The sequence below is a fragment of the Leucothrix mucor DSM 2157 genome, assembly GCF_000419525.1.
GTDB lineage: Bacteria > Pseudomonadota > Gammaproteobacteria > Thiotrichales > Thiotrichaceae > Leucothrix > Leucothrix mucor.
The window spans coordinates 3,197,501-3,222,385 of sequence record NZ_ATTE01000001.1 but is presented as its reverse complement, the minus strand read 5'-3'; the positions used below and the strand labels follow the sequence as shown (position 1 = coordinate 3,222,385).

At 47.8% G+C, this 24,885-nt stretch carries 22 protein-coding genes (1 of these 22 running past the window's edge); 19 read left to right on the top strand and 3 right to left on the bottom strand.

All coding sequences use genetic code 11. The annotated features are described in order from the left end of the window. Positions 1 to 3 precede the first annotated feature (3 nt). Together LEUMU_RS0114580 and LEUMU_RS0114575 are read left to right on the top strand one after the other, a co-directional pair. Positions 4 to 597: a restriction endonuclease subunit S domain-containing protein gene (locus tag LEUMU_RS0114580; protein WP_211223028.1), complete on the top strand. Its 594-nt coding sequence runs from the start codon at positions 4 to 6 to the stop codon at positions 595 to 597. Beyond that, positions 594 to 2,057 (top strand): type I restriction-modification system subunit M, encoded by a 1,464-nt coding sequence (locus LEUMU_RS0114575; protein ID WP_022953021.1) that lies wholly within the window; start codon positions 594 to 596, stop codon positions 2,055 to 2,057. The genes LEUMU_RS0114580 and LEUMU_RS0114575 overlap by 4 nt, the downstream gene beginning before the upstream one ends. Before the next feature lie 277 nt (positions 2,058 to 2,334). Here LEUMU_RS0114575 and LEUMU_RS0114565 read toward each other — a convergent pair whose 3' ends face one another. Further along, complete coding sequence (locus LEUMU_RS0114565) at positions 2,335 to 2,970, bottom strand: SDR family oxidoreductase (RefSeq protein ID WP_022953019.1); 636 nt, start codon at positions 2,968 to 2,970, stop codon at positions 2,335 to 2,337. 89 nt (positions 2,971 to 3,059) lie between these two features. Here LEUMU_RS0114565 and LEUMU_RS0114560 point away from each other — a divergent pair, with 89 nt between their 5' ends. Next, positions 3,060 to 3,422, top strand: a complete 363-nt coding sequence (locus LEUMU_RS0114560; protein ID WP_022953018.1) for a DUF952 domain-containing protein — start codon at positions 3,060 to 3,062, stop codon at positions 3,420 to 3,422. 60 nt (positions 3,423 to 3,482) lie between these two features. Here LEUMU_RS0114560 and ggt read toward each other — a convergent pair whose 3' ends face one another. Continuing rightward, positions 3,483 to 5,225, bottom strand: coding sequence for a gamma-glutamyltransferase (gene ggt, locus LEUMU_RS0114555; RefSeq protein ID WP_022953017.1), 1,743 nt, complete (start codon positions 5,223 to 5,225; stop codon positions 3,483 to 3,485). A 192-nt stretch (positions 5,226 to 5,417) separates the two neighbouring features. On the opposite strand from ggt, the gene bufB reads away from it, so the two are divergent. The 8 genes from bufB (at position 5,418) to pyrC (ending at position 14,581) form a co-directional block, all read left to right on the top strand. Continuing rightward, positions 5,418 to 6,245 carry an MNIO family bufferin maturase gene (gene bufB / locus LEUMU_RS0114550; protein WP_022953016.1) on the top strand — a complete coding sequence of 276 codons (828 nt, stop codon included), beginning with the start codon at positions 5,418 to 5,420 and terminating at the stop codon, positions 6,243 to 6,245. Then, the gene (locus LEUMU_RS0114545) at positions 6,245 to 7,021 is read left to right on the top strand and encodes an HvfC/BufC family peptide modification chaperone (RefSeq protein WP_022953015.1); all 777 of its coding nucleotides are present in this window, start codon (positions 6,245 to 6,247) and stop codon (positions 7,019 to 7,021) included. Before bufB ends, LEUMU_RS0114545 begins: the two co-directional genes overlap by 1 nt. Before the next feature lie 60 nt (positions 7,022 to 7,081). Then, positions 7,082 to 7,465: a hypothetical protein gene (locus LEUMU_RS0114540; RefSeq protein ID WP_157474352.1), complete on the top strand. Its 384-nt coding sequence runs from the start codon at positions 7,082 to 7,084 to the stop codon at positions 7,463 to 7,465. Positions 7,466 to 7,504: 39 nt separating this feature from the next. Continuing rightward, positions 7,505 to 8,758 (top strand): efflux RND transporter periplasmic adaptor subunit, encoded by a 1,254-nt coding sequence (locus tag LEUMU_RS26185; protein WP_022953013.1) that lies wholly within the window; start codon positions 7,505 to 7,507, stop codon positions 8,756 to 8,758. Positions 8,759 to 8,768: 10 nt separating this feature from the next. Beyond that, positions 8,769 to 11,876, top strand: coding sequence for an efflux RND transporter permease subunit (locus LEUMU_RS0114530; protein WP_022953012.1), 3,108 nt, complete (start codon positions 8,769 to 8,771; stop codon positions 11,874 to 11,876). Between the two features lie 35 nt (positions 11,877 to 11,911). Further along, the gene (locus LEUMU_RS0114525; RefSeq protein ID WP_022953011.1) at positions 11,912 to 12,193 is read left to right on the top strand and encodes a BufA1 family periplasmic bufferin-type metallophore; all 282 of its coding nucleotides are present in this window, start codon (positions 11,912 to 11,914) and stop codon (positions 12,191 to 12,193) included. Positions 12,194 to 12,298: 105 nt separating this feature from the next. Then, a complete protein-coding gene (locus LEUMU_RS0114520) occupies positions 12,299 to 13,438 on the top strand; it encodes an HlyD family secretion protein (RefSeq protein WP_022953010.1) in 1,140 nt (379 codons plus the stop codon). 96 nt (positions 13,439 to 13,534) lie between these two features. After that, positions 13,535 to 14,581, top strand: a complete 1,047-nt coding sequence (gene pyrC, locus LEUMU_RS0114515) for a dihydroorotase (protein ID WP_022953009.1) — start codon at positions 13,535 to 13,537, stop codon at positions 14,579 to 14,581. 37 nt (positions 14,582 to 14,618) lie between these two features. Here the strand turns inward: pyrC and LEUMU_RS26180 are convergent, their stop codons facing one another. Continuing rightward, on the bottom strand, positions 14,619 to 15,878 hold the full coding sequence (locus LEUMU_RS26180; protein ID WP_022953008.1) for a sensor domain-containing phosphodiesterase: 1,260 nt from the start codon (positions 15,876 to 15,878) through the stop codon (positions 14,619 to 14,621). Positions 15,879 to 16,107: 229 nt separating this feature from the next. Here LEUMU_RS26180 and LEUMU_RS26175 point away from each other — a divergent pair, with 229 nt between their 5' ends. The 8 genes from LEUMU_RS26175 to LEUMU_RS26170 all read left to right on the top strand — a co-directional run. After that, a complete protein-coding gene (locus LEUMU_RS26175) occupies positions 16,108 to 18,060 on the top strand; it encodes a B12-binding domain-containing radical SAM protein (protein WP_084708109.1) in 1,953 nt (650 codons plus the stop codon). A 265-nt stretch (positions 18,061 to 18,325) separates the two neighbouring features. Next, the gene (locus LEUMU_RS0114500; RefSeq protein WP_022953006.1) at positions 18,326 to 19,315 is read left to right on the top strand and encodes an ABC transporter substrate-binding protein; all 990 of its coding nucleotides are present in this window, start codon (positions 18,326 to 18,328) and stop codon (positions 19,313 to 19,315) included. 127 nt (positions 19,316 to 19,442) lie between these two features. Beyond that, positions 19,443 to 20,330, top strand: coding sequence for an ABC transporter permease (locus LEUMU_RS0114495; RefSeq protein ID WP_026744793.1), 888 nt, complete (start codon positions 19,443 to 19,445; stop codon positions 20,328 to 20,330). Beyond that, positions 20,323 to 21,381, top strand: a complete 1,059-nt coding sequence (locus LEUMU_RS0114490) for a quaternary amine ABC transporter ATP-binding protein (protein WP_022953004.1) — start codon at positions 20,323 to 20,325, stop codon at positions 21,379 to 21,381. Before LEUMU_RS0114495 ends, LEUMU_RS0114490 begins: the two co-directional genes overlap by 8 nt. A 313-nt stretch (positions 21,382 to 21,694) precedes the next feature. Next, entirely contained in the window at positions 21,695 to 22,318 is a 624-nt protein-coding gene (locus LEUMU_RS0114485; protein WP_022953003.1) for a MarC family protein, read from the top strand. A gap of 109 nt (positions 22,319 to 22,427) precedes the next feature. Next, positions 22,428 to 23,582 carry an ergothioneine biosynthesis protein EgtB gene (egtB, locus tag LEUMU_RS0114480; RefSeq protein WP_022953002.1) on the top strand — a complete coding sequence of 385 codons (1,155 nt, stop codon included), beginning with the start codon at positions 22,428 to 22,430 and terminating at the stop codon, positions 23,580 to 23,582. Beyond that, entirely contained in the window at positions 23,579 to 24,526 is a 948-nt protein-coding gene (egtD, locus tag LEUMU_RS0114475; protein WP_022953001.1) for an L-histidine N(alpha)-methyltransferase, read from the top strand. The genes egtB and egtD overlap by 4 nt, the downstream gene beginning before the upstream one ends. Positions 24,527 to 24,574: 48 nt before the next feature. Beyond that, a protein-coding gene (locus tag LEUMU_RS26170; protein ID WP_022953000.1) for a carboxymuconolactone decarboxylase family protein crosses the window boundary here: on the top strand, positions 24,575 to 24,885 show its 5' portion. The gene runs 277 nt beyond the window's last position; the window shows 311 of its 588 coding nt (coding positions 1–311); its start codon is at positions 24,575 to 24,577; its stop codon lies beyond the right edge, outside the window.

Below are 24,885 nucleotides of genomic sequence, written 5' to 3'. Positions count from 1 at the left end.
ATAGTGAGTAAGTCTAATGTTTTAGGTGATTTAGCAGAAGTAAGATTAGGCTTAGCATTTAATTCGGCAATCAAGGATTTAGGTGATAAGGGATCTTGTTACTTGATTCAAACTAAGAATATTACGCTTGATGGCTATGTGGATCTGAGTGAGCTAGTTAGAGTTGAGCCCGAGGGGTCACCCCAAAGGCATTTTTTAGCATCTGGTGATGTTCTTCTCCGTCTTAGGGGGCCTGTTTTTTCAGCAGCAGTTTTTGAAAATACTCTCTCTGAGCCTGCTGTTTCGACTAATCAAACGGCAGTAATTCGTTGTAACACTGAGTGGGTTTCTCCTTATTATCTACAATGGTTTATTAATTCACCACTTGGGCAGTACTATTTTAAGAGAGGGAGTGAAGGCTCGAATATAGCGAAAGTTTCATCTAAAACTGTTTCAAACATGCCATTGCTACTGCCTTCAAGGGAGCAGCAACAAAGGATTGAAGTAATCCATAAAAATTGGCTGGCTCAAAAGGAGATATATAAACGAATAGTTGATAATGGCGACTTGCTATACGGTCAACTATGCATGCAGATTCAGATGGAGAGTTCAGAATGAATAATGAAATAAACCAAGATAAAATCAACAAGGCCGTTTGGTACGCTTGTGACACTTTTCGCGGCATATTGGAGCCATTTGATTATAAAGATTTCATCCTCACCATGCTTTTCCTGAAGTACATTTCAGACATGCATCGGAACAAGGCGACGGGGTTAACCGCTGAGTCTTATAACATTCCCCATGGTTGCTCATTTTGGGATTTGTATGAGGCGCGTCATAGAGAAGGAAACGGCGAGCGAATTGATAAAGCACTACACTCCATTGAAGAAGCTAACAGCAAGCTGGAAGGCGTGTTTCAAGGAATCAGTTTCAATACGGATAGACTGGGTGTTGAAAAGCAAAAGAACGATATATTAAGTCACTTGTTGGAAGACTTTGGTCGGGATGCACTTAATCTTGTACCGAGTTGTGTTGGCACACTAGATGTGATTGGAAATGCTTATGAATACCTGATTAAACACTTCGCAGAGAGTACTGGTAAGTCGGCGGAGGAGTTCTACACTCCATCTGAGGTCTCTGATTTGTTGTCGATTATCCTTGAACCACAAGAAGGAGATACCATTTGCGACCCTGCCTGTGGCTTGGGGTCACTATTGATAAAGTGTGGTAAACAGGTGCAGAAAAACTTCAATGGCTCAAGAAAGTACACACTCTACGGTCAAGAAAAAGTTGGCTCAACGTGGTCGCTGGCAAAAATGAATATGTTTTTGCATGGTGAAGACAACCATCGTATTGAATGGGGCGACACCATTCGCAATCCCAAGCTTCAAGACTCAGCGGGCGGCTTGCTGCATTTTGACGTAGTGACTGCCAATCCCCCATTTAGTATGTCTCAATGGGGATATGAAAACGCAGTTGAGGATCGCTTTGGGCGCTTCTGGCGGGGTGTGCCACCCAAAAGTAAAGCTGATTACGCATTTATCTCTCACATGGTTGAAACCCTCAAGCCTGATACCGGTCGCATGGGCGTTGTAGTACCCCATGGTGTATTATTTCGCTCCTCTAGCGAGGGTAAAATCCGTCAAAAACTGATCGATGAAAACCTGCTGGATACGGTGATTGGTTTACCAGAAAAGTTGTTCTTTGGGACGGGTATTCCCGCTGTGATTCTGATCTTTAAAAAGAAAAAAACTGATGATAAAGTCCTGTTTATCGATGCTTCCCGCGAGTTTGAATCAGGCAAAAACCAAAACCGCCTAACTATTAGGAATATCCATAAAATTGTCGATACCTACCATGCTCGTGAAAGCATTGATAAATATTCCTATCTTGCCAGTCTCGAGGAGGTTCATAGTAACGATTACAACCTCAATATTCCGCGATATGTCGATACATTTGAAGAGAAAGTGGAGATTGATTTAAGGGCTGTGTGGGCTGAGCGCTTGGAGTTGCAGAATGAGTTGGCGGTATTAGAAAAGGAAATGGCGGGCTCTTTACGTAAATTGGGTTACGAGTAAACAGATGGTGTACTTTGCAGCTGAGAAAAATATTGAAGATGGTAATCTACTGATAGGTATTATTCTCAGTAAAGATAAAAATGAGTTGCTGGTTGAGTATGTGGCCTATTGAATGGATAAAGGCTTGTTTTGTTCAGAAGTGCCAGCTTTATCTGTCTAATGAAGAAGAGTTGCCGTGAGAGGTTGAAGCGACACTAGCGGAGCAAAAATTATAGTGCCCTATGAGTGGCATAGGGCACTAAATATAGGATGTGCCATTAAGCGGTTAGAGGGCTAGTTAATTCAACACCTCGGCGAAGTCTTTATCCCCATTAAACAGCTCAAATATCTTGCCATTCAGCTCAGTCTTACCCACAACATAACTTAGCGCATGAGCGACATCTTCACGGCTAATTACCATGTCATCTCTGTTGCTCGGGCGCTGGGTTTGTACTTTATCGGTGGCGTCATTATCGTTTAATGAGCCGGGTCTGAGAATGGTGTAGTTGAGACCACTGCGGATCAAATGCTCATCAGCCATGTGCTTGGCAACTAGATAGGGTCTCATTTTTTCAGAGCCGGAAGATGGCTCATCCGCGCCAATTGAGCTTACCATTACAAAGTGCGATACATTGGCGGCTTTAGCGTAATCTGCGGCTTTGCAGGCAGCCCATAGATCAATCAGCATGGTTTTGTCTGCACCGGTTTTACCACCGGAGCCAGCACTGAAAATCACCTGATCGCAGCCTTCAAATGCATGACTAAAATCTTCTTCTAGGTCGGCTTCAACGATCTGTAGCTTGTCGCTGGAAATATCAGCTAGCTTGCTTTTATCACGCACGAGTGCAACGACGGCGTGGCCATTGTCCAGCATTTGCTGGGTGGTCATTTTACCGATTTGTCCGCTAGCGCCGATAATAAGTGTCTTGTTCATTTAAACTCTCCAATTATTGGTACCCTACAGACGATGGGGTCTGAAAAGAGTGTTTCAACCGTTGGGTAAATATCATGAGGAAAACAGCCATGGGCATAGAGAACACGTTGATCTATTGCATTACAACCGCCGAAAAGTGGAGTCAGTCAAAACAGAAAGGTATACACACAGAGCCAAGCTTGGAGGCGGAAGGTTTCATTCATTGCTCCTACCCTCATCAACTACTTCGGGTTGCCAATAAATATTTTAAGGATGTCGAAGGGCCGTTGATACTGTGCATTGATCGCAGCCAGCTAGAGAGTGAGGTTGTGGATGAAGATCTATCGGATTTGGGTGAACTGTATCCGCATATTTATGGGGCGATTAATGCTGATGCGGTGGTTGAGGTGCTTACGTTTCAAACCTCAGAGCAAGGAGAGTTTAATCTGCCGGATAGGCTTGCTTTACTTTAAGTGACAGGCTCTGATCACTCCCATTGAAGCGAGCAATCAAAGCCTGAATTTAAGCGAGTGTTACTTACCTAAAGCCCGACCAACACGGCGTGGATCAGCTCCACCTTCCATGCCATCTTCGCCAATGGTAATACCATGCAGACCCGAGTTAAGGTCGCGCACGCTAACGGTATGGCCTAGGGCTTCCAAGCCTTCCTTTAGTTTAGCCGCATCGGTATCTTGCTCAAGATCGGTTGCGCCATTGCGGTTCACATAGTGAGGCATGCTAATCGCTGTTTGCACATCCAGATTCCACTCCAGCACACCCAACATGGTTTGCGCCACGTAGTTGATGATGCGACTGCCGCCCGGTGAGCCGATCAGCATTTTCAGGTTGTCATCTTTATCAAACACCATGAATGGCGACATTGAGCTGCGAGGACGTTTGCCCGGCTCGACACGGTTAGCAATTTTCTCGCCATCTTTTTCATCGCTAAATGAGAAGTCGGTCAGCTGGTTGTTTAGTAGGAAGCCACGAACCATCACGGTAGAGCCAAACGCCATTTCAATACTAGAGGTCATTGAGAAGCCGTTGCCTTCTTTATCGACAATGCTGAAGTGCGTGGTGCTTGGCTGCTCAGGTGACTTGGACGCAATCCAGTTGATATTGGCATTCGGTGGGGTACCCGCGGTGGCATCGCCCATATCTTTATCGCCGATCAGCTTGGCGCGCTCTTTCAGGTATTCCGGATTGATCAGGCCTTCAACCGGCACATTTACAAAATCGGCATCGGCCATATAAGTACCACGATCGGCATAGGCTAAGCGGCCAGCTTGTGCAAACAGGTGAGCGGCTTCAACAGAGAGTGGCTCGTATTGGCTGAGGTTTTTATCTTCCAGCAGCTTAAGCATCTGGATAACCGTCATTCCACCAGAGGTTGGTGGTCCCATGCCACACACTTTGTAAGTTTTGTATTCAGCGCAAACTGGTGGGCGTTCAATCGCCTCGTAGTTGGCCAAATCGCTCAGCATCATTTTTCCAGGGTTATCAGCGGCTGTAAATTGCACAGCGCCCACGATATCCATGGCAATCTGACCTTTATAGAACCCTTTAGAACCAAGTAGGGCAATACGACGCAAGGTCATTGCAAACTCTGGGTTCTTCTTCATGGTGCCAGCTTCTAGTGGCTTGCCATCAGGGAAGAAGTAGTTCCAGGTGGCTTCGTAACGGCCTAATGCCGGATTCGTTTTCTCAGCAACCGATGCCGCCAGCTTAGGCGAGACTTCAAAGCCTTCTTCCGATAAGCGAATCGCATCTTCAAACAGCTCAGCCCATGGCAGTTTACCGTGTGCTTGGTGCGCTTTTTCCAACATGGCTAATACGCCGGGAACACCGACCGAACGACCACCAGCGAGTGCTTCCCACCAGTTCATGTTCTTGCCATCTTGCTGGAATAATTTGCCATCAACGCCCATTGGCGCTTTTTCGCGACCATCGTAGCTGGAGAGTTTTTTCTCAGCATTATCCCAATACAGTGAGAAGGCTCCACCACCGATTCCGCTGGACTCAGGCTCAACCAGGTTCAGCACTAATTGCACCGCAATCGCCGCATCAATCGCACTGCCGCCTTTGGCTAGTATGCGCATACCGGCTTCGCTGGCATAAGGGTTGGCGGATGACACCATGTACTCGCTGGCTTTTACCAGATTCTGCTCAATACGACCGTGGCCAAATTCCGGATAGCGGGATTCTTTAGCAATAACGGTACTACTGATCAGCGCACAAGTGATGGCTGAAGCCAGTATTGTCATGGCTCTTTTCATAATAACCTCCTGTTATTTTTACTGTCTAAACTGATTAGGGAAATGAAAGCTTACTCAGGCCATTTTGCAGACAAGGCCGTGATAAATCAATTCATCAATGGGTTGATTTGGAAGTGTAATGTTTATGCAGGGGTATGTGACAGGCACGCTGAGAGTTGAGATACTGCCAACTCCTTCAGGGTGTTTAATACAATGAATCAGATAATTTCGGGCTGCGGTATCGGGCTGCGGTTTTCACACATCGAGCAGATTTTAGCGGAGCGTCCTGCGATTCCTTGGCTGGAGGTGTTGAGCGATAATTATCTGGTTGAGGGTAGTGTGCAGCAGGATTATTTGCTGGAGATTGTGGAGCATTATCCACTGGTGATGCACGGTGTTGGGCTCTCACTTGGCTCGGTTGATCCTTTAAATCAGGATTATTTAAAACGTCTGAAAGCCTTAGCTGATCAGGTGAATCCGGCATGGATTTCTGATCACCTGTGTTGGTCGGCGGTGCATGGTATGCACACACATGACTTGATTCCTTTGCCCTATACCCAAGCCACGATTGAGCATGTTGCAGCCCGTATTCAGCAGGCGCAGGAATTTTTAGGGCGTGAATTGATTATCGAAAACGTCTCCAGCTATTTGCAATATAAAGATTCGGTGATGCCGGAGTGGGCGTTTTTCAGCGAAGTGGCTGAGGCGGCGGATTGCGGCATGTTGTTAGACATCAATAATATCTATGTGAGCGCGCGTAATCATGCCTTTGAGGCTGAGGATTATTTGAGTGCGATTCCGGCAGAGCGGGTGCGTCAATTACATTTGGCCGGCTTTGAGGATCGCGGTACGCATTTGCTGGATACGCATGGCTATCCGGTATCCGAACCTGTGTGGGCATTGTATGAAACTGCCCTGCAAACGCTTGGCCCAGTCCCGACCTTAATCGAGTGGGATAATAATATTCCTTCACTGGCTGTGTTATTAGCCGAGGCGGATAAAGCCACGATCATTCTAGATCGCATTGGCAAGCTGGCATAATGGATCTTACCCAGTTGCAACAGGCATTTGCTCAAGCCCTATTTAGCACCAATGCCAAGGCTGATGTGGAAGCTGCTAGTGGCTATGTGCAAGCGCAGGGCGAGTTAAGCGCCGCACAGCGCGTGGGCATTTATCGCAATAGTGCGCATGGCATTTTAAGTCAGCATTTAGCGGCTTTGTATCCGGTGTGTCGGCAGCTGATTGGCGAGCAACGGTTTGATTTATTGTGTGATGTGTATATCGACCAGCAGCCACCGGGTACGCCTTATTTGCCAGAGTTTGGCGCGACCTTTGTCGACTTTTTAAAGCAACATGAAGCGCTCAAAACCCTTGGCTGGATTGTGGATGTTGCGTGTTTGGAATGGGCGCGGCATGTGGCATGGCATAAAGCGAATCAGGCAGTTAGTGACTTTGCTCAGTTGGCCCATTTGGATGAACAGCAACAAGCGGCCTTGTGCTTTTTCTTACCGCAATCGGCACAATTATTGCACTGTGATGTCGCAGCGGATGAGGTTTGGCTGGCGCATCAATCAAGTGATATCCAACAAGTTTCAGCGCAGTTAGCGAATATTCAGCTGGAAAATGAAACGTATCTCATCATTTGGCGACAAGGGCGAAGGCTGCAGCAGAGTCGTTTATCGCTGGCGCAGTGGCAGTTTTTGCAAGCCGTTCAGCAGGGCGTTACTTTGGAGGGCTTAAGCTCTGAGTTTCAGGCAGAGGTCGCGACTTTATTGGCGAGCGCTGTGCAGCAGGGATGGGTGAGTTCCTTTATTTAGCTTGCCCGAGCTACTATTTTATGTAACAGTTTTTGCTAATTAATCGAGCAAAATATTCCGTTGAAAGCACTCATTATTCTATTCACCTTGTTGTTGATGACGCTGAACTCAGTGTCGTCCGCGTCGATGTGGGTGAGAATGTCTGGGCCTGAATCGGTTGAAAAGGTTGCGCAAACCTTGCCGCCTTGCCATCAGCCACACATGATGGAAATGCCCGCAGATGATATGGTCGAAGCGGCCAAATCAGCGTCTCCAAGTTATAAGCTTTGCGATATGGATGACTGCCAATGCGGTCATTTTAATACGGCTAAAGTGCCGGATGAAATCCATCCTTATGCCGCCAATTTTATTGGTTTCTCGATGCCGTTGGCCATGGCCATTCCTAGCGTTCTCACGCTATTTCTCCCGCTAAATCACCGACCTCCCAGGGTTATGCCAGCTTAGTTTTATCTGAAGTTCTTTTCATTTACCTGAGTATGACGCATGAAACAGTATTGGACTACGCCCGTTGCGGGTGTGGCGATCTTGGCTATTATCGGTCTTTTTAGCACGGCCCACGCCGACGGATTGGAGCGCATTATTCCTGGCTCTGAGCCCTTAGTTGAGGCCCGTAAGGACTCGCCCGAGCAACACGCAAACAAACACGCAGACCCAACTTACATCTGCCCGATGCACCCTCAAGTTCAGCAGGGCGAGGAAGGCTCGTGCCCGATTTGTGGCATGGATCTGGTACTTAAAGTGGTGGGTGAAGGCGGTGGTGATGGCATGCCGATTGTCAGCGTCTCTTCCAGTACCGCTCAAAGCATGGGCGTGAGAACAGGCAAAGTTACCAAACGAACCTTATCGCGCGCGATTGATACGGTTGGCTATGTGCGCTATGACGAGAGCAAACTCTTTCATATTCACGCACGCGCCAGTGGTTGGATTAAAGACCCCGTGGTGCGAGTGTTGGGGGATAAAGCCAAACAAGGTCAGCGCTTAGCCAGTTACTATTCTCCGGAAATTTACACCGCACAAGAGGATTACCTGACGGCCTTGCGCAGCACCAGCGAGCGCCAAAAACAGGTTGATGTGCTGACACGCTTACGCGTGATGGAAGTCTCGGAGTCGGTGATTAAAGATCTGGAGCAGCGTGCAACCATTACGCCACATGTGCCCATTATTGCGCCGATTGATGGCGTGGTCACAGAGATTGGCGTGCGCGATGGCATGTATGTCACACCAGCGACCTTGCTGTATGCGATTGCGGATTTAAGCAATGTGTGGGTGATCGTGGATGTATTTCCAGATCAGTTGAATTGGGTCCGCAAGGGCGCTCAGGCCACTATGCAAGTGGATGCGCTGCCGGGTGAAAAATGGACGGGACGGGTGGATTATATTTATCCTGAGTTAAATGCCAAAACGCGCACCTTGCAGGTACGGCTAAAGTTTAAAAATGAAGATGGCCTGCTAAAACCCAATATGTTTGCCAGCGTGAAAATCAATAATCGCCCCGTAGCGGGCGCGGTGACCATTCCTCGTGAGGCGCTTATTCCAAGCTCAGAAGGCTATCGGGTGGTGAAAGTGACTGAGGAAAACCACTACAAACCGGTGGTAGTGAAAGTGGGAATTAAAACCGCGACTCAGGTGGAAATCACTGAAGGTTTAGAGGTTGGGGATGAAGTTGTGCTGTCAGGGCAATTTTTGATTGATTCAGAAAGCAATCTGCAAGCTAGCTTTCAGCGCATGAGCCAGTAAGGGTCGGATAATGTTAAGAAAACTGATTGCCTTATCCATTCAGCAGCGCTTTTTGGTATTGATGCTGGCGGGCCTGCTTATGGTGTGGGGCATTATCTCGGTGAAGATGACGCCGCTGGATGCCATTCCTGATCTTTCTGATGTGCAAGTGATTATCAAAACCAGCTATGCCGGACAAGCGCCGCAAGTGGTGGAAGATCAGGTTACGTACCCGATTACCACCACCATGCTATCGGTGCCTAAAGCCACGGCCGTGCGCGGTTTTTCCTTTTTTGGTGACTCCTTTGTTTATGTGATTTTTGAGGATGGCACGGATATTTACTGGGCGCGTGCGCGGGTGTTGGAGTATTTGAGCCAAGCAGCCAGCCAATTACCAGCCGATGTTCAACCAAGGCTGGGGCCGGATGCTACCGGCGTGGGTTGGGTGTATGAATATGCACTGGTCGATCGCACGGGTTCGCAGGATTTATCACAGCTGCGTAGCTTGCAGGATTGGTTCCTGAAGTTTGAATTGCAAACGGTTCCCGGTGTCTCGGAAGTGGCAACGGTTGGCGGCATGGTTAAGCAATATCAGGTGATTGCCGACCCGCAGCGCTTGCGTGCTTATAACCTCACATTAGATCAATTAAAGCGCGCAATTCAGCGTGGTAATCAGGAAACCAGTGGCTCGGTGATGGAGTTGGGCGAGGCCGAATACATGATTCGCGCCAAAGGCTATTTGAATAATCTGCAAGATATTGAGCTGATACCGGTCGGCGTCAATGCCGGTAGCGGTACGCCAATTCTGCTACGCGATGTGGCCGATATCCAGCTCGGTCCGCAAATGCGTCGCGGCATTGTGGACTTGGATGGCGAAGGTGAAGTAGTCGGCGGCATTGTGGTCATGCGCTATGGTGAAAATGCGTTAGAGGTGATCAATAACGTCAAAGCCAAGCTCGAAACCCTGAAGGGCGGACTGCCAGAAGGCTTCGAGATTGTGACGACTTATGATCGCTCGGAGCTGATTTTAAGCGCTGTTGATAACCTAACCTTTAAGCTGGGTGAGGAATTTATTGCAGTGGCGCTGGTGTGTTTGGTGTTTCTGTTTCACCTGCGCTCGGCGTTGGTGGCGATTATCAGTTTGCCTCTGGGCGTATTGATTGCGTTTAGCATCATGCAGCAGCAAGGAATTAACGCCAATATCATGTCACTGGGTGGTATTGCGATAGCCATTGGCGCGATGGTCGATGCCGCGATTGTGATGATTGAAAACGCTCATAAACACTTGGAGCGTTGGCAGGAAAATGGTCAGGTTGAAGACCGTTGGGAAGTGATTGAGCGAGCGGCGGCAGAAGTAGGGCCAGCGTTGTTTTTCTCGTTGCTGATTATCACCTTGAGCTTTGTGCCAGTGTTTATGCTTGAGGCTCAAGAGGGACGAATGTTTTCGCCGCTGGCTTATACCAAAACTTATGCGATGGCCGCCGCAGCCGGTTTATCGGTCACCTTGATTCCCGTGTTGATGGGATATTTCATTCGAGGACATATTCCAAACGAACAGAAAAACCCCTTATCCCGATTGCTAATAGCGCTGTATAAACCCGCGCTTAAAGCTTGTCTCAACTGGCCGAAGGCGACGATTGTTATTGCCTTGCTGGTGATGGTGTCGGTGATTTTCCCTTACCAAAAGTTAGGCTCTGAGTTTATGCCAGAGCTGGAGGAAGGTGACCTCCTGTATATGCCGACCACCTTACCGGGCGTGTCGATTGGTAAAGCACAGGAAATGCTGATGCAAACGGATCGCCTGATTAAAACTCTACCTGAAGTGGAGCGTGTATTTGGCAAAATTGGTCGGGCAGAAACGGCAACCGATCCTGCACCGTTAACCATGATCGAAACCACCATTTTACTTAAAGATAAATCCGAATGGCGCGAGGGGATGACGCTGAAAAAGCTAATCGCTGAGCTCAATGCCACAGTGAAATTTCCGGGCTTAACCAATGCTTGGGTGCAGCCGATCAAAACCCGTATTGATATGTTGGCGACTGGGATTAAAACGCCGGTTGGTATCAAGGTAGCGGGGCAAGATCTCAAGGTCATTGAGGAGATTGGTAAAGAAATTGAGTCGGCGCTGGGTGATTTAGACGGTACTGCGTCGGTTTTCTCAGAGCGTGTTTCTGGTGGGCGTTATATCGAGGTGACTCCTGATCGCCAAGCGGCCGCTCGCTTTGGTTTAAACATCGCCGATATTCAAACGGTGGTTGGTTCGGCTGTAGGTGGCGCGAATGTTACCAATACCGTGGAAGGCCTAGAGCGTTATCCGGTGAATTTGCGTTATCCGCGCGATAGCCGAGACAGCATCGATAAATTGCTGGAGCTGCCAATCGTAACGCCAACTGGCGAGCACATTCCCTTGTCTCGGGTGGCAAGCCTGCAATTCACCGAAGGCCCACCGATGATTAAAACAGAGAATGCACGCCTCAATGGTTGGACGTTTGTGGATATTCGCGGCGTAGACCTGGGCGGCTATCTTGAGTCTGCACAGGCCCGAGTGGCTGAGCGCATCAAGTTGCCACCGGGTTACTCCATTACATGGGCAGGGCAATACGAATACATGCTGCGCGTAGAGAAAAAGTTGAAGCTGCTGGTGCCAATGGCATTGGTGATTATCTTTATCCTGCTGTATCTGACCTTTAGCAATATGATTTCGGCGCTGGTGGTGATGTTGTCATTGCCTTTCGCCTTGGCGGGTGGTGTTTGGTATTTGTGGATTCTGGAATTCAATGTGTCGGTGGCGGTAATGGTCGGCTTTATTGCGTTAGCGGGTGTCGCTGCGGAATTCGGCGTGATTATGTTGGTCTACTTAGATAACGCCTTGAAAGAGCATAAGGGCGGAATCAATCAAGAATCGGATTTGCGCGCTGCGATTATGGAAGGCGCGGTGATGCGGGTACGGCCAAAAGCCATGACGGTGGCGGTTATTATTGCTGGTTTGGTGCCAATTATGTTGGGTACCGGAACAGGCTCGGAGGTGATGCAGCGCATCGCAGCTCCCATGATTGGTGGCATGGTTACAGCGCCATTGCTATCTCTGCTGGTAATTCCGGCGATCTATTTGATCTGGAAACGCCGGTCGTTTTAATGCTGTTACTTTAAATCTGAAATGAGGAATAAATAATGTCTCAAAATAAATTGTTAATGAGTGCTGCCATTAGTGGCGTATTGGCGTTGGGCGTAGTGGGTGCAGGCAGTGCAACCGCTGATGATGCGAAGCCAGAAACTGAGCGTTGCTCCGGTATTGTCAAAGCGGGCATGAATGAGTGCGGCACGAGCGAGCACGCCTGTGCCGGAATGGCGAAGGAAGATTACGGCCCGGAAGAGTGGATCACCTTGCCTAAAGGCACGTGCGACAAAATTGCTGGCGGCACCGTTGTCGATGGCGAAGATATGAAAATGTAAGCCATTCGTTGCACGGCGAGGGGGTATTAATGCCGTGCGACTGTTTGAAAGCCTCACCTGAACCTCACAGGTGAGGCCTGATTATAATAAAACTGAGAGTCCGTCATGAATCGTTTGTCTGCGTTATCTGTATTGAGTGTTAGCTTGTTATGTGTGTCGAATTTGCCGGTGAACCTGGCTTTGGCGGAAGAGGTGGTCGCCACAAGTGTGACAAAACTGCAAACGACCGATAGTGTTCCAGCTAGCATTTTAAGTTTGAAAGATGCGCTGGTGAGTGCGGAAGTCTCAGCGAATATCAACCGCATTAATGTGGATGTTGGCGATACCGTAAAGCAGGGTGATGAATTAGCGCATCTGGATTGTCGGGAATATGATGCGCGCTTAGAGCAGGCACAAGCCGATATTGAAACGGTGAGCGCGCAATTGCTATCAGCGCAATCAATCATTCAAATTCGCTTGAGCGATATCCAAGCCAGCAAAGCGAATGAGGAGCTCACTCAGGCACAAGCCGATGCAGAGCGCTCGCGAATTGCCTTGGCAAAATCAAAATACAATGCAGCGAAATCCCGAGTTAATGCGGATGCGGCTAAATGCCAGCTGGCAAATATCGAATTGCAACGTAGCCGGAACCTACGCCAGCAACGGCTAATTTCGCAACAAGAGTTGGATAAAGCTCAAACCGAATACCGAGCGGCGCAAGCGGAGTGCAGTGCGGTGGAGTCTGCTTTGGTGGGAGTGCAGTCAGATATTGGTACCGCTCAGGCAACGGCGACCGCTGCTCAGGCAATGGTCAAAGCGCAGCAAGCTAAAACCCGCGCGGCAATGAGTAATGTGGAAGCGGCCAAAACCGATATTACAGCCATTGAGGCAAAGTTATCCGCCGCCAAAGCCCGATTGAAAACAGAAGCCTTAATGGTGTCCCGCTGTACGATAAGCGCCCCGTTTGATGGGCAGATTGTGCAACGCATGGTGCAACTGGGGCAGCGTATTGCGCCGGGTGAAAAAGCGTTTCAGTTAATTGCGATTAGCGATGCTGAAGTGACGGCCTCGTTAGCGGTCAACGAGTTGACGAGTTTAAAGCAGGCTAAGCAGATTTATTTTGAGGTGGCGGATAAGCAGCTGCCAGTCACGCTGCGCTCGGTTGTGGCGATAGTTACGGGGCAAGCCAGAACTCAGGAAGTCCGGTTTAAGTTTGAGCAGGAAAATAGTTTGCCAGTCGGCCAAAATGGACGCATCACTTGGTGAGCATTGATTCGCGAGCGTGACACATGCCGACTGATTACTAAGCGTCTGCATAATGCTATGCTTACGCGCATTCACATAGTCAATCAGGGAATTAGCATGGCCGACGCGACTCAAATCACATTACACCAACCGGATGATTGGCATCTGCATTTACGCGATGGCGAGATGCTCAAAGCCGTTGCAGGCTATACCGCCAACCATTTTGGGCGCGCCATTATTATGCCAAATCTGGTGCCGCCAGTTATTACAACGCAGGATGCGATTGCGTATCGCGCGCGTATTATGGATGCGCTGCCAGCGGGTTCGGCCTTTGAGCCTTTGATGACGTTGTATCTGACGGAGCAAACAGATCCTGCCGATGTGCGTGCGGGGTTTGCCAATGGCGATATCACAGCGGCTAAGTTATATCCGGCGGGTGCAACCACGAATTCCGCTGCTGGCGTTAAAAATATCGAAGCGATTTATCCGGTACTGGAAGCCATGCAGGATATTGGCATGCCATTGTTGGTGCACGGTGAAGTCGTGGATGCGGCGATTGATATCTTTGATCGCGAAGCGGTATTTATCGAGCGGATTTTATCGGGTGTGCGCAAGCAGTTCCCTGAGCTGAAAATCGTGCTTGAACACATTACAACGGCCGATGGCGTCGAGTTTGTAAAATCCTGTGAGTCGAATGTGGCAGCAACTATTACTCCGCATCATTTAACGATTAATCGTAACGCCATGCTGGTCGGTGGTATTCAGCCGCATTATTACTGCTTGCCAGTGGCTAAGCGCGAAACGCATCGTTTGGCTTTGGTCGAAGCGGCAACCTCAGGTGATGCGCGTTTCTTTTTAGGCACAGATTCTGCGCCGCATTTGGATGGTGCAAAAGAGAGTGCTTGCGGCTGTGCTGGTATTTTCAATGTGTCGGTGACGATGTCGGTATTGGCACATGTATTTGAAAATGAAGGCAAGCTGGAAAACTTGGAGCGCTTTGCATCACTGAATGGACCAGTGTTTTACGGCAAATCTGTGAACGAGGCGATGATGACTTTGGAAAAGCAGACGCAGCCAGTGGATATTTCAGAGAAGTTGTCGGTTGCAGGCGGTTCGATGACAATCTTTAATCCTAAGTTTCCACTGCTGTGGCGCGTGGTATAAAAAGAAATAAAGCCTATTTTGTGACTGCCACCTGAGCTTAAGCGTTTTTGCTTATCTCAGGAGGCATGGTAAATGCGCTGGATTCGGCAATTTGAGCGGTCGACATTGGCCGGCCAATAAAATATCCCTGTGCTTTGCTAACGCCAATCACACAGAGCGTCTCAAGCTCTTCAGCGGTTTCAACGCCTTCTGCAATAATTTCACAGTCCGTATTTTTAGCAAATGAAATCATTGCGGAGGTGAGTGCACGTCTCGCCGAATCCTTGTCTATATTGCGAATCAGGCTAATATCTAGCTTAATAATATCTGCGCCTAACTCTAAAATATGCTGGAAACTGGCATAGCCTGCACCGGCATCATCAATCGCTAAGCGAATGCCTTTGGCTCGCAAGGGGAGTAGGGCTGCTCTGAGTGCATCATAATTACTGATGCGGGCATGCTCGGTGATTTCCAGCACAATCTGCTTGCCTGAAACCTGCTCTAATAAACGACCAACCGAGCCATTGATAATATATTCCGGGCTGGCATTTAGTGAGAGGTAGGTATTTTCAGGGAGTAGGTCCATTTGGCTCAGCGCTTTTTTGGTGGTTAGCGCTTCAAGCACTTCACCAAGCCCGACATCGGAGGCTTCTTTAAACCAGTAATCAGGGGAGTTGTAAGGTATGCCGGGAAAGCGGGAAAGTGCTTCGTAACCCACCACGCGCTGTAAGTTCATGTTATAAATCGGCTGGAACGCAATTTCAAAGTCGAGTGACTCGATCATCGCTAATATTTTATCTTCAACGATTCGGCTATCTTTACTCTGTTGGCGGGTTTGGTCAATCTGCTTGCCTGCAAACTCAGCAAACACTTTAATAAAGGCAAGGTCGCGCTCGCTTAAAGCCGGTTCAACCTGATGGCCTATACAACAAAATGTACCAAATAATTTACCATCAGCGGTTCTGATCGGTACACCAATATAGCTTTTAATGTCCAAAGCTTTGGTGACCGCCATGCCACGGGTAATGGGGTTTGCGCTGGTATCATTAATGATTTCAGGCAGTTCGCCTTGGGTGATTTTGTAGCAATAGGTTTGTTCAAAGGGGTCGGAGTCATCCGGCTTTATTGGGCTGTCTTCGGTCTTGCTATCAATGTGCAAAAACACCCGTTGCCCTTTCTCATATTTAGCAATAAAAGCGATGTCTAAATTCAGGTGTGCGCGAACCAGTCCTACAAGATATTGTAGGTCTGTTTTAATCACTTTATTCTCGAGCCGGACTTTCTCCGATTCGGTTTTAGCTGATACGTCTTTGTCCATTGTGTGAGCACTTGTAAACCCAGAGAGCTGCGGGTTATTTATTGTATGTATTAGGCATGCATGACGTCATAGTAAAATTAATCAGGCAGGCCGATTTTACTCTCTTTTTTTATTATTGTTTAAGTCAATTTAACACAAGACAAGTAAGGACGATAGTGCATGACTGGGCTAATGAAAGGCCATATTCATGCTGATGCCGTTTCTGCTTAAAATCATATAAAATACGACGATGAAAACATTATTTTGCATTCCTCCGATGACCCAGCTTAATACGCCGTACCCTGCGACAGCGTATCTGACTGGCTTTTTGCGTGAACAGGGTTTTGTCGTGGCGCAGCGCGATCTGGCCATTGAGCTGTTACTCACCTTGCTAACGCCCGAGGGGCTGGAGCAGATTCTGGGAGTGGTTGAAGATAACTACGCCGAATTTGAGGATGACGAACTGCCGGATGTGATTTATCAGTTTATGGCGGAGTTTGAGCAATATCGCCAATGTGTAACGCCTGCGATTCGTTTCCTGCAAGGCAAAGACCCGAGTTTGGCGCTGCGGATTGTGTCGCGACGATTTTTACCGGAGGGTCCTGCGTTTGAAGGATTGCACGGTTTGGACGAAGCCACTGGTGATATTTTGCAGTGGGCTTTTGGTGAGCTGGGCACGCAGGATAAAGCCAAGCATTTGGCCACTTTGTTTATCGATGACTTAGTGCAGGTGATTCATCAAGGTGTTGATGTTAACTTTGAAATCTCCCGTTACGGTGAAAGCCTTGCTGCATCCAATCCTTCATTTGACGATCTGTATGGCATTCTCAATGCGGATGTGAGTTTGGTCGAAGCCACACTTCAGCACTTAGTCGTTGCGCATTTACAAGAAACGCAGCCCGATGTCTTGGGTATCACCGTGCCATTCCCCGGCAATATGCTGGGTGCGTTACAAATTGCGCGGGCCTGTCGGGAGCATTCGCCTAACACGCACATCGTGCTCGGTGGCGGTTATATTAATACTGAACTGCGTAGCTTGAGTGATCCGCGTATTTTTGAGTTTGTGGATTTTATCCTGCTGGATGATGGCGAGCAGCCGTTATTGCGTTTGTACAAACACCTTTTGGGTAATTGCGAGCGTCAGGATTTACACCGTACTTATTATTTGGATGATGGCGCGGTGTGTTATCAGCAGCAGTCCGCGCTACCGGATATTCCGCATCGCGCGATTGGTACGCCGGTGTATGAAGGCTTACCGCTGGATTCCTACTTATCTTTATGTGAAATGCTAAACCCCATGCATCGTATCTGGAGCGATGGGCGCTGGAATAAGCTCACCATGGCGCACGGCTGTTATTGGACGCAGTGCAGCTTCTGCGATATCGGCTTGGATTATATCGGGCGCTACGATGAGGCCGGAGCTGACATTATTGTTGAGCGCATTGAAACGCTAATCGCCGAAACGGGTCAAACGGGCTTTCACTTTGTGGATGAAGCGGCACCGCCTAAAGTCATGTTTGCCATGGCGCGTAAGCTGATTGAGAAAGGCATCGTTATTACCTGGTGGGGAAATATTCGTTTTGAAAAGACGTTCACGCCAGAGCGTTGCCAGTTATTAGCGGACTCTGGTTGTGTAGCGGTCAGCGGTGGTTTGGAAGTGGCTTCCGATCGATTGCTGAAGCTGATGAAAAAAGGCGTAACGGTCGAGCAAGTGGCGCGAGTGACCAAAGCATTTTCCGATGCGGGCATTTTGGTGCATGCCTATCTTATGTATGGCTTCCCCTCGCAGACTGAAGCGGAAACTGTCGACTCGTTAGAATATGTACGCCAGCTCATGATGCACAAATGCATTCACTCTGCCTATTGGCATCGTTTCTCAGCAACGATTCACAGTCCGGTTGGGCAGAAGCCAGAGCAATATGGGGTGACATTGCACCCGCCAGCCTTTGCAGGATTTGCCAGTAACGATATTGAGTTTAGCGATCCGGTGGTGGCTGATCACGAATTGCTGGGTAAAGGGCTGAAAAAGGCGTTGTACAACTATATGCACGGTTTGGGCTTTGAGCAGCCGGTTGGTTTTTGGTTTGATAAGCGTTTAGCAAAGCCATCGGTTAAAGCGAATATGATCGAGAAAGCGTTGGAAAAAACACCAAGACAAAGCAAGGTTATCCCGATTCAGGCAGTTAATTGCGATAGCATCTAGTTTTTATAGAATTGTATTGATAGTAAACAAATAGACGTCTATCTTAGGCGAATAATTGCTAATATTAAGTTTTGTTTAGTCTCTGAGGGCGGTTATATTTTCAAAAATGAGACGTTATTACTCAGATTAAAAGGCTGTTTGGCCAGAAGTAATGATTGACTGTGTTATATTAACGGCGGCAGAAAATTTGGTAGCCCTCAAAAGCAGGGCGTTAAATGGGGTATGCCGCTCTATTACAAGTAATGAAAATATTGGAGAGATCACGATGAAAAAACTCCTAGCATCAACATTGATACTAGCTGGTTTGGGTTTTGCAGGTTCAGCAAGCGCACACGAATGTGGAGACATCACTATTGCCTCAATGAACTGGCAGTCCGCAGAAGTATTATCTGCAGTGGACAAGCTAATTCTGGAGAAGGGTTACGATTGTGACGTAGAGATGGTTGCTGGTGACACCATGCCTACCTTCACTTCGATGAATGAGAAGGGTAAGCCAGATGTCGCAACTGAGCTTTGGACCAATTCATTGGAAGAGCCACTGAGAGAAGCGATCGAAGAAGGTCGTTTATACCGCACAGTTGATATTCTGTCGGATGGTGGTGAAGAAGGTATCTGGATTCCTAAGTACATGGCAGATGCTAATCCAGACATTAAGTCTGTTGAAGATGCACTGAAGCGTCCTGAGCTGTTCCCACATCCTGAAGATGATGATAAAGGCGCGATCATTGGTTGCCCTGCTGGTTGGAATTGCCAGTTGATCATGCAGAATCTGTTTAAAGCGTACGATATGGAAAAGAAAGGCTTTGAGCTGGTTGATCCAGGTTCATCAGCCGGTCTTGACGGCGCAATCGCTAAATCTTACGAGCGTAAGCAAGGCTTCATGACTTACTACTGGGCACCTACCTCATTACTGGGTAAGTACGACATGGTTAAGCTGAAGATTGATGCGCCACACGATCAAGAGCACTGGGAAAAATGTACGGGTGTTGCAGATTGTGAAGATCCAAAGATCAATGACTGGAGAGCATCACGCGTATCTACCGTTGTAACTAAAGACTTCATGGATAGCTCTGCGATTGCACTGAGCTACTTCTCACGTCGTTCTATTCGTAACAATGACCTTGGTCAGCTGTTGGCATGGATGACAGATAACCAGGCAACTGGTGAAGAAGCGGCAGAAGAGTTTATTAAGACTCGTGAAGATATCTGGACTAAGTGGGTATCTAAAGACGTTGCTGAAAAGATTAAGAAATAAAGCAAAATAAGCAGGCAAGGCGGCAGAATTTTTGTCGCCTTTTTTAATTCTGGATAAGGAAAGTCTCTGAAAATAATGCACAGATACATTGCGGGCTTTCTTTGTCGTCTAAAACGAGGAATACATATTGAGTTGGTATAACGAGTTTCCGCACATGCCCATCGACAGCCTTCGGGCGTTGAAGAAGGGAATTGATGCGGGTTTTAAGGGATTTACTCGCGAATACGGCGAGACAATCGAGATGATTTTCGAGCCAGTTAAGCAGTTTATGATTCTGGCCGAAGATTTTATGCTAGACACGCCATGGCCCATCATTATGGTGCTAATCGCAGGTTTGGTTTGGCTAGGGAGCCGTAGCTGGAAAATTGTGATAGGTACCATCATCACACTATTACTGATCGGTTTCTTTGACATGTGGGAAGACACCATGAAGACGGTGTCGATGACCTTTGTGGCGACCATGCTCGCTATCGTAGTCGGTATACCGATCGGGATACTGATGTCACGCTCGCAGCTGGTTCAGCGAATCGTCACCCCCGTACTTGATGTTATGCAAACGATGCCTGCCTTCGTTTATTTGATTCCGGTGGTTATGCTACTGGGAATCGGTAAAGTGCCGGGTCTGATCTCCGTTATCATTTATGCCATTCCGCCCATTATTCGTTTGACCAATTTAGGTATTCGTTTGGTTGATAAGGATATTCTGGAAGCCGGTGATGCCTTCGGTGCCTCTTCTTGGCAGCGACTGATGAAAATCCAAATGCCTTTGGCGCTACCGACTATTATGGCCGGTATTAACCAGACCATTATGATGGCTTTGTCGATGGTGGTTGTGGCTTCAATGATTGGTGTACAGGGACTGGGTCAGCCAGTACTTAAAGCGATTGCTAACCAGTATTTCACTTTGGGTATTTTCAATGGCTTAGCGATTGTTGGTATTGCGATTATCTTTGACCGTGCCAGCCAGGCTTACGGTAAGCGTCTGCAAAAACATTCAGAGGTAGTTCATGGCTAGTCAAAGCATTGAAATCAAAAATCTGTACAAAATCTTCGGCCCTCACGGCGAAAAGTATGTCGACATGGTCAAAAACGGCCTGTCGAAAACAGATTTGAATGATCAGTATGACCACGTACTAGGTTTGCAGGATATTAATATCCATATGCCAGCAGGTCAGATTCAGGTGGTGATGGGCTTATCCGGCTCTGGTAAGTCGACGTTGATTCGTCACATCAATCGCTTGATTGATCCGACGGTTGGTGAAGTACTTTACGATGGCGTTGATGTTTGCCAAATGAAGAAGAGCGCACTGCGTGAATTCCGTCGTCATAAAACAGCGATGGTGTTTCAGAAGTTTGCTCTACTACCACACCGCACTGTCATGGAAAACACGGTCTTCGGTTTGGAGATTCAGGGTGTTCCAGAGGGTGAGAGCAAGCGTCGCGCTCAGCGTTGGTTAGACCGTGTTGGTTTGGCTGGCTTTGAGGATAACTATCCGAATCAGTTGTCTGGTGGTATGCAGCAGCGTGTTGGTTTGGCGCGTGCGCTGGCTAACGATGCGGATATCTTGTTGATGGATGAGGCATTTTCTGCACTCGATCCACTTATTCGTATGGATATGCAGACAGTACTGTTGGATATTCAGGATGAGCTGGAAAAGACGATTGTGTTTATCACACATGACTTGGATGAGGCTTTGCGCTTAGGTGATCAGATCGCTATCTTGCGTGATGGCGCGGTGATTCAGCAGGGAACAGGACAAGATATTGTACTGCAGCCTGCGGATGAATATATTGCCAGCTTCGTTAAAGAAGTGAATCGTGGTCGTGTTATCAAAGTGCGTACAGTCATGAAGCCTGTGACTGCTGAGCTTAGCGATAACGCGGTGAAAGTCCGTCGCAGTGCATTGCTGGAAGAAGCAGCTAAAATGATGACCGATGCCGATGAGCAGATGGCTTTGGTGGTTGATGCCACCGGGAAGGCTGTTGGTATGCTGGACATCCATGATGTTATCGCGTCGATGGTAACACCGGTTGAACATGATGCTGAGAATACCGCTGCGGCTTAACGCGCTTTTCTAAGTTATTGTTCGAATCAAAAACGCCCGTTGTGAGTTGCTCACGATGGGCGTTTTTGTATTTGCGCGATGCAGGTTTGTTTTGGTGGGTGGCTTTTCATATTAAGCGATTTGATTTGGCGCATTAGTCTTGCGTATTGTAGTAGTATTTGGATAAGTGCCTAGTATTTGTCTTTTTTAGTGTGAGTTGAGGATAGTTTACCGCCAGCGCTTGTCCATACCTATGCTTGGAGTGCATTAACCTACCGGTGCAAGACGCTCCACACATTTTGATTGTTCAATTTTATGGAGCTTTAAAACGGTTATGAGCGACTTCCTTGCTACCTTTATCTTCTTTTTTGCAGTGATTGATCCCATCGGAACGGTGCCTGTTTTTCTCGCTGTAACCCGTGCTTACGAAGAGCATGTGAAAAGACAGATCGCAATTAAAGCAGTGCTCATTTCCGGGGCCATTCTGCTATTTTTCTTGGTCGCGGGCGAAGTCATTCTGGATGCAATTAAAGTACCGTTATCGGCCTTCCAGATTGCAGGCGGGATTGTGTTGTTCCTGTTTGCTTTGAGCATGATTTTTGGGGATAGCAAGCCGGATCAGGAGCTGAAAATGGTCAGTGCCACCGATACGGCGATTTTCCCATTAGCAGTGCCTTCCATTGCGAGCCCTGGGGCGATGTTGGCGGCGGTGTTGCTCACTGAAAATGGTGAATACAATATTATGGAGCAAGGGCTCACCGCGTTATCAATGTTTGCGGTGCTTGCCATCGTCTTGTTGTTATTAATTGGTGCAAGCTGGATACATCGATTAATTGGAAATAGTGGGGCGAGTATTATTAGCCGTGTCATGGGTTTAATACTGGCTTCGGTTGCGGTCAATAGTGTGCTGGGTGGTGCTAAGGAATACTTCTCTTTGGTAATACCGGTGGCTGGGTGAGTTAGCTTTAACCAAGCAAATGGCAGGGTAAATATCATCTCAGCATCTGCCTGATAAAATGCGTCGTATTACTAAAATACCTAAAACGCGCATTTTAAGCAGGCACTTTATGACCGACTCTTTAGCAGAACAGTATCTCCGCACACGCAGGCGCACCGAGCAATTGTGCGAGCCACTTTGTACGGAAGATTACATTCCTCAGGCTGTCGAGTTTGCCAGTCCGCCGAAATGGCACTTGGCTCATGTGACGTGGTTCTTTGAAACCATGATCCTGCAAAAATACTTGCCCGGCTATGAAGTCTTTCATAAAGACTTTAACTTTCTATTCAATAGCTATTATCAAGCAGCCGGTGCGCGAGCCATTCGTGGGCAGCGTGGAATTATGACGCGCCCCACGGTGGATGAAGTTTATCAATATCGTCAGCATGTTGATAAACACATGGCAACATTATTAGCCGAGCCCTTAGCGCCCGACGTTGCAGATCTGCTTACGCTGGGCCTAAACCACGAGCAGCAGCATCAGGAATTATTACTGATGGACCTGAAGTACGTGTTTTCGCTGAATCCTTTACATCCTGTCTATCATCCTGAAAGTAGTCTGGTGGCAGATCACAATCCACAAGCGGGTTGGCTAACGGTTGAAGAGGATGTTTATCCGATTGGTTATCGAGGTGATGGCTTTTGTTTTGATAACGAGCGTTCGCCACACAAAGTCTATTTGCATCGCTTTGAAATCGCTAAAGCACTGGTGACCAATGGCGAGTACCTAAAGTTTATCGAAGCGGGTGGTTATCAGAACTTCGGCTATTGGTTGGATGAGGGCTGGTCGTGGGTTAGCAATAATGAAGTCGCTAGCCCACTGTACTGGCAGCAGATTGATGGAGAGTGGTTTTACTACACCTTAGCCGGATTGCAAAAGCTCGACCCAGACGCCATGTTGTGTCACGTCTCTTATTATGAAGCGAATGCCTATGCTTGTTGGAAGGGCGCGCGCTTACCTACTGAGTTTGAATGGGAAGTTGCCGCGCCTTCATTGGAATGGGGGAAGCGTTGGGAGTGGACTAGCTCTGCTTATCAACCATATCCCGGGTTTGAAATTAGTGACGGCGCAGTTGGTGAGTACAACGGGAAATTCATGGTGAATCAAATTGTCTTGCGAGGTGGCGCGACGGTTACGGCAGCAGGGCATAGTCGATTGACCTATCGCAACTTCTTTCATCCGCCGCTGCAATGGCAATTCTCTGGAATCAGGTTAGCAAAATGAATAAACAATTCGCGATCGATGTCGATGCTGGGCTGAGTCAGCAAAATAAAACGCTACCTTCTAAATATTTCTATGATCAGAAAGGCGACGAGCTATTTATGCAGATCATGGAACTACCAGAGTACTACCTGACGCGTGCGGAGCATGAAATTTTCACTGAGCAAACTCAGGAATTGATTGATGCTTTGGGTGTTAGCCCCAAACAGCACTTCGAGCTGATTGAGTTGGGCGCAGGTGATGGTAGTAAAACAAAACACTTGTTAAAAGCATTGCTGGAGCAAGGTTATCAGTTTGATTATCTGCCGATCGATATTTCAGGGTATGTGTTGGAGTTGCTGGCAAGTAACTTGTTAGCGGAACTACCGACCTTATCGCTGAAAGCTCAGCAGGGTGATTATTTTGAAATACTGCAGAACCTGAAGCAGAGCCGTGCGCCAAAGGTGATGCTGTTTTTGGGGTCAAATATTGGCAATATGACCGATGCAGAGGCAGCAAATTTTATCTATGACTTAGGAGCCAACCTAGCCGCTGGCGATAAAATGTTATTGGGTGCCGATTTAATTAAGTCTGCCGATATTGTGTTGCCTGCTTATGATGATGCGCAGGGTGTGACAAAAGCATTCAATATGAATCTTCTGCACCGAATGAATAATGAGCTGGGGGCAAACTTTGTGATTGAGCAGTTCGATCATCTGGCTGAGTACACTGAAGCGGAAGGTATTGCCAAAAGTTTTATTGTTAGTCAGACCGCGCAGCAGGTGCATATTGCTGCGACTAACAAAACGTATGACTTCGCTGCGGGTGAAAAAATCCATGTTGAGGTGTCGCGTAAATACAGTCGACAGGTGTTGGAGTTGATCTTAGAAAAAACCGACTTCACAATTAGCCGGCTGCTAACAGACAGGCAGGGCTACTTCGCGGATTTTGTATTGCATCGAAACTAAGGTTTATCCATTATTTGTGGGTAATCATAATCAACTAAGGATCCCCGCATGACCGACCAACTTGCAGTGAGCCCGCTAGCCCCTGATCAATGGGATGAGTCACTTTCCTTTGTTAAAGAGGATATGAATGGGCGGCCTATTAATGTGCATCGCCTAATGGCTCATCATCCTGAGCTATTAAAAGCTTGGTGGAATTTTAGAAACTACTCGGTACAAGGTGGTGAGCTGGGTAAGCGCAAAGGCGAGTTGGTTATCTTGCGAGTCGCCGTTCATATGAAAGCTTGGTACGAGTGGGGCTCTCATGTGGAGCGTGGCTTGGCTTGCGGTTTAAGTCGCAGAGAAATTGAGCGAGTTAAACT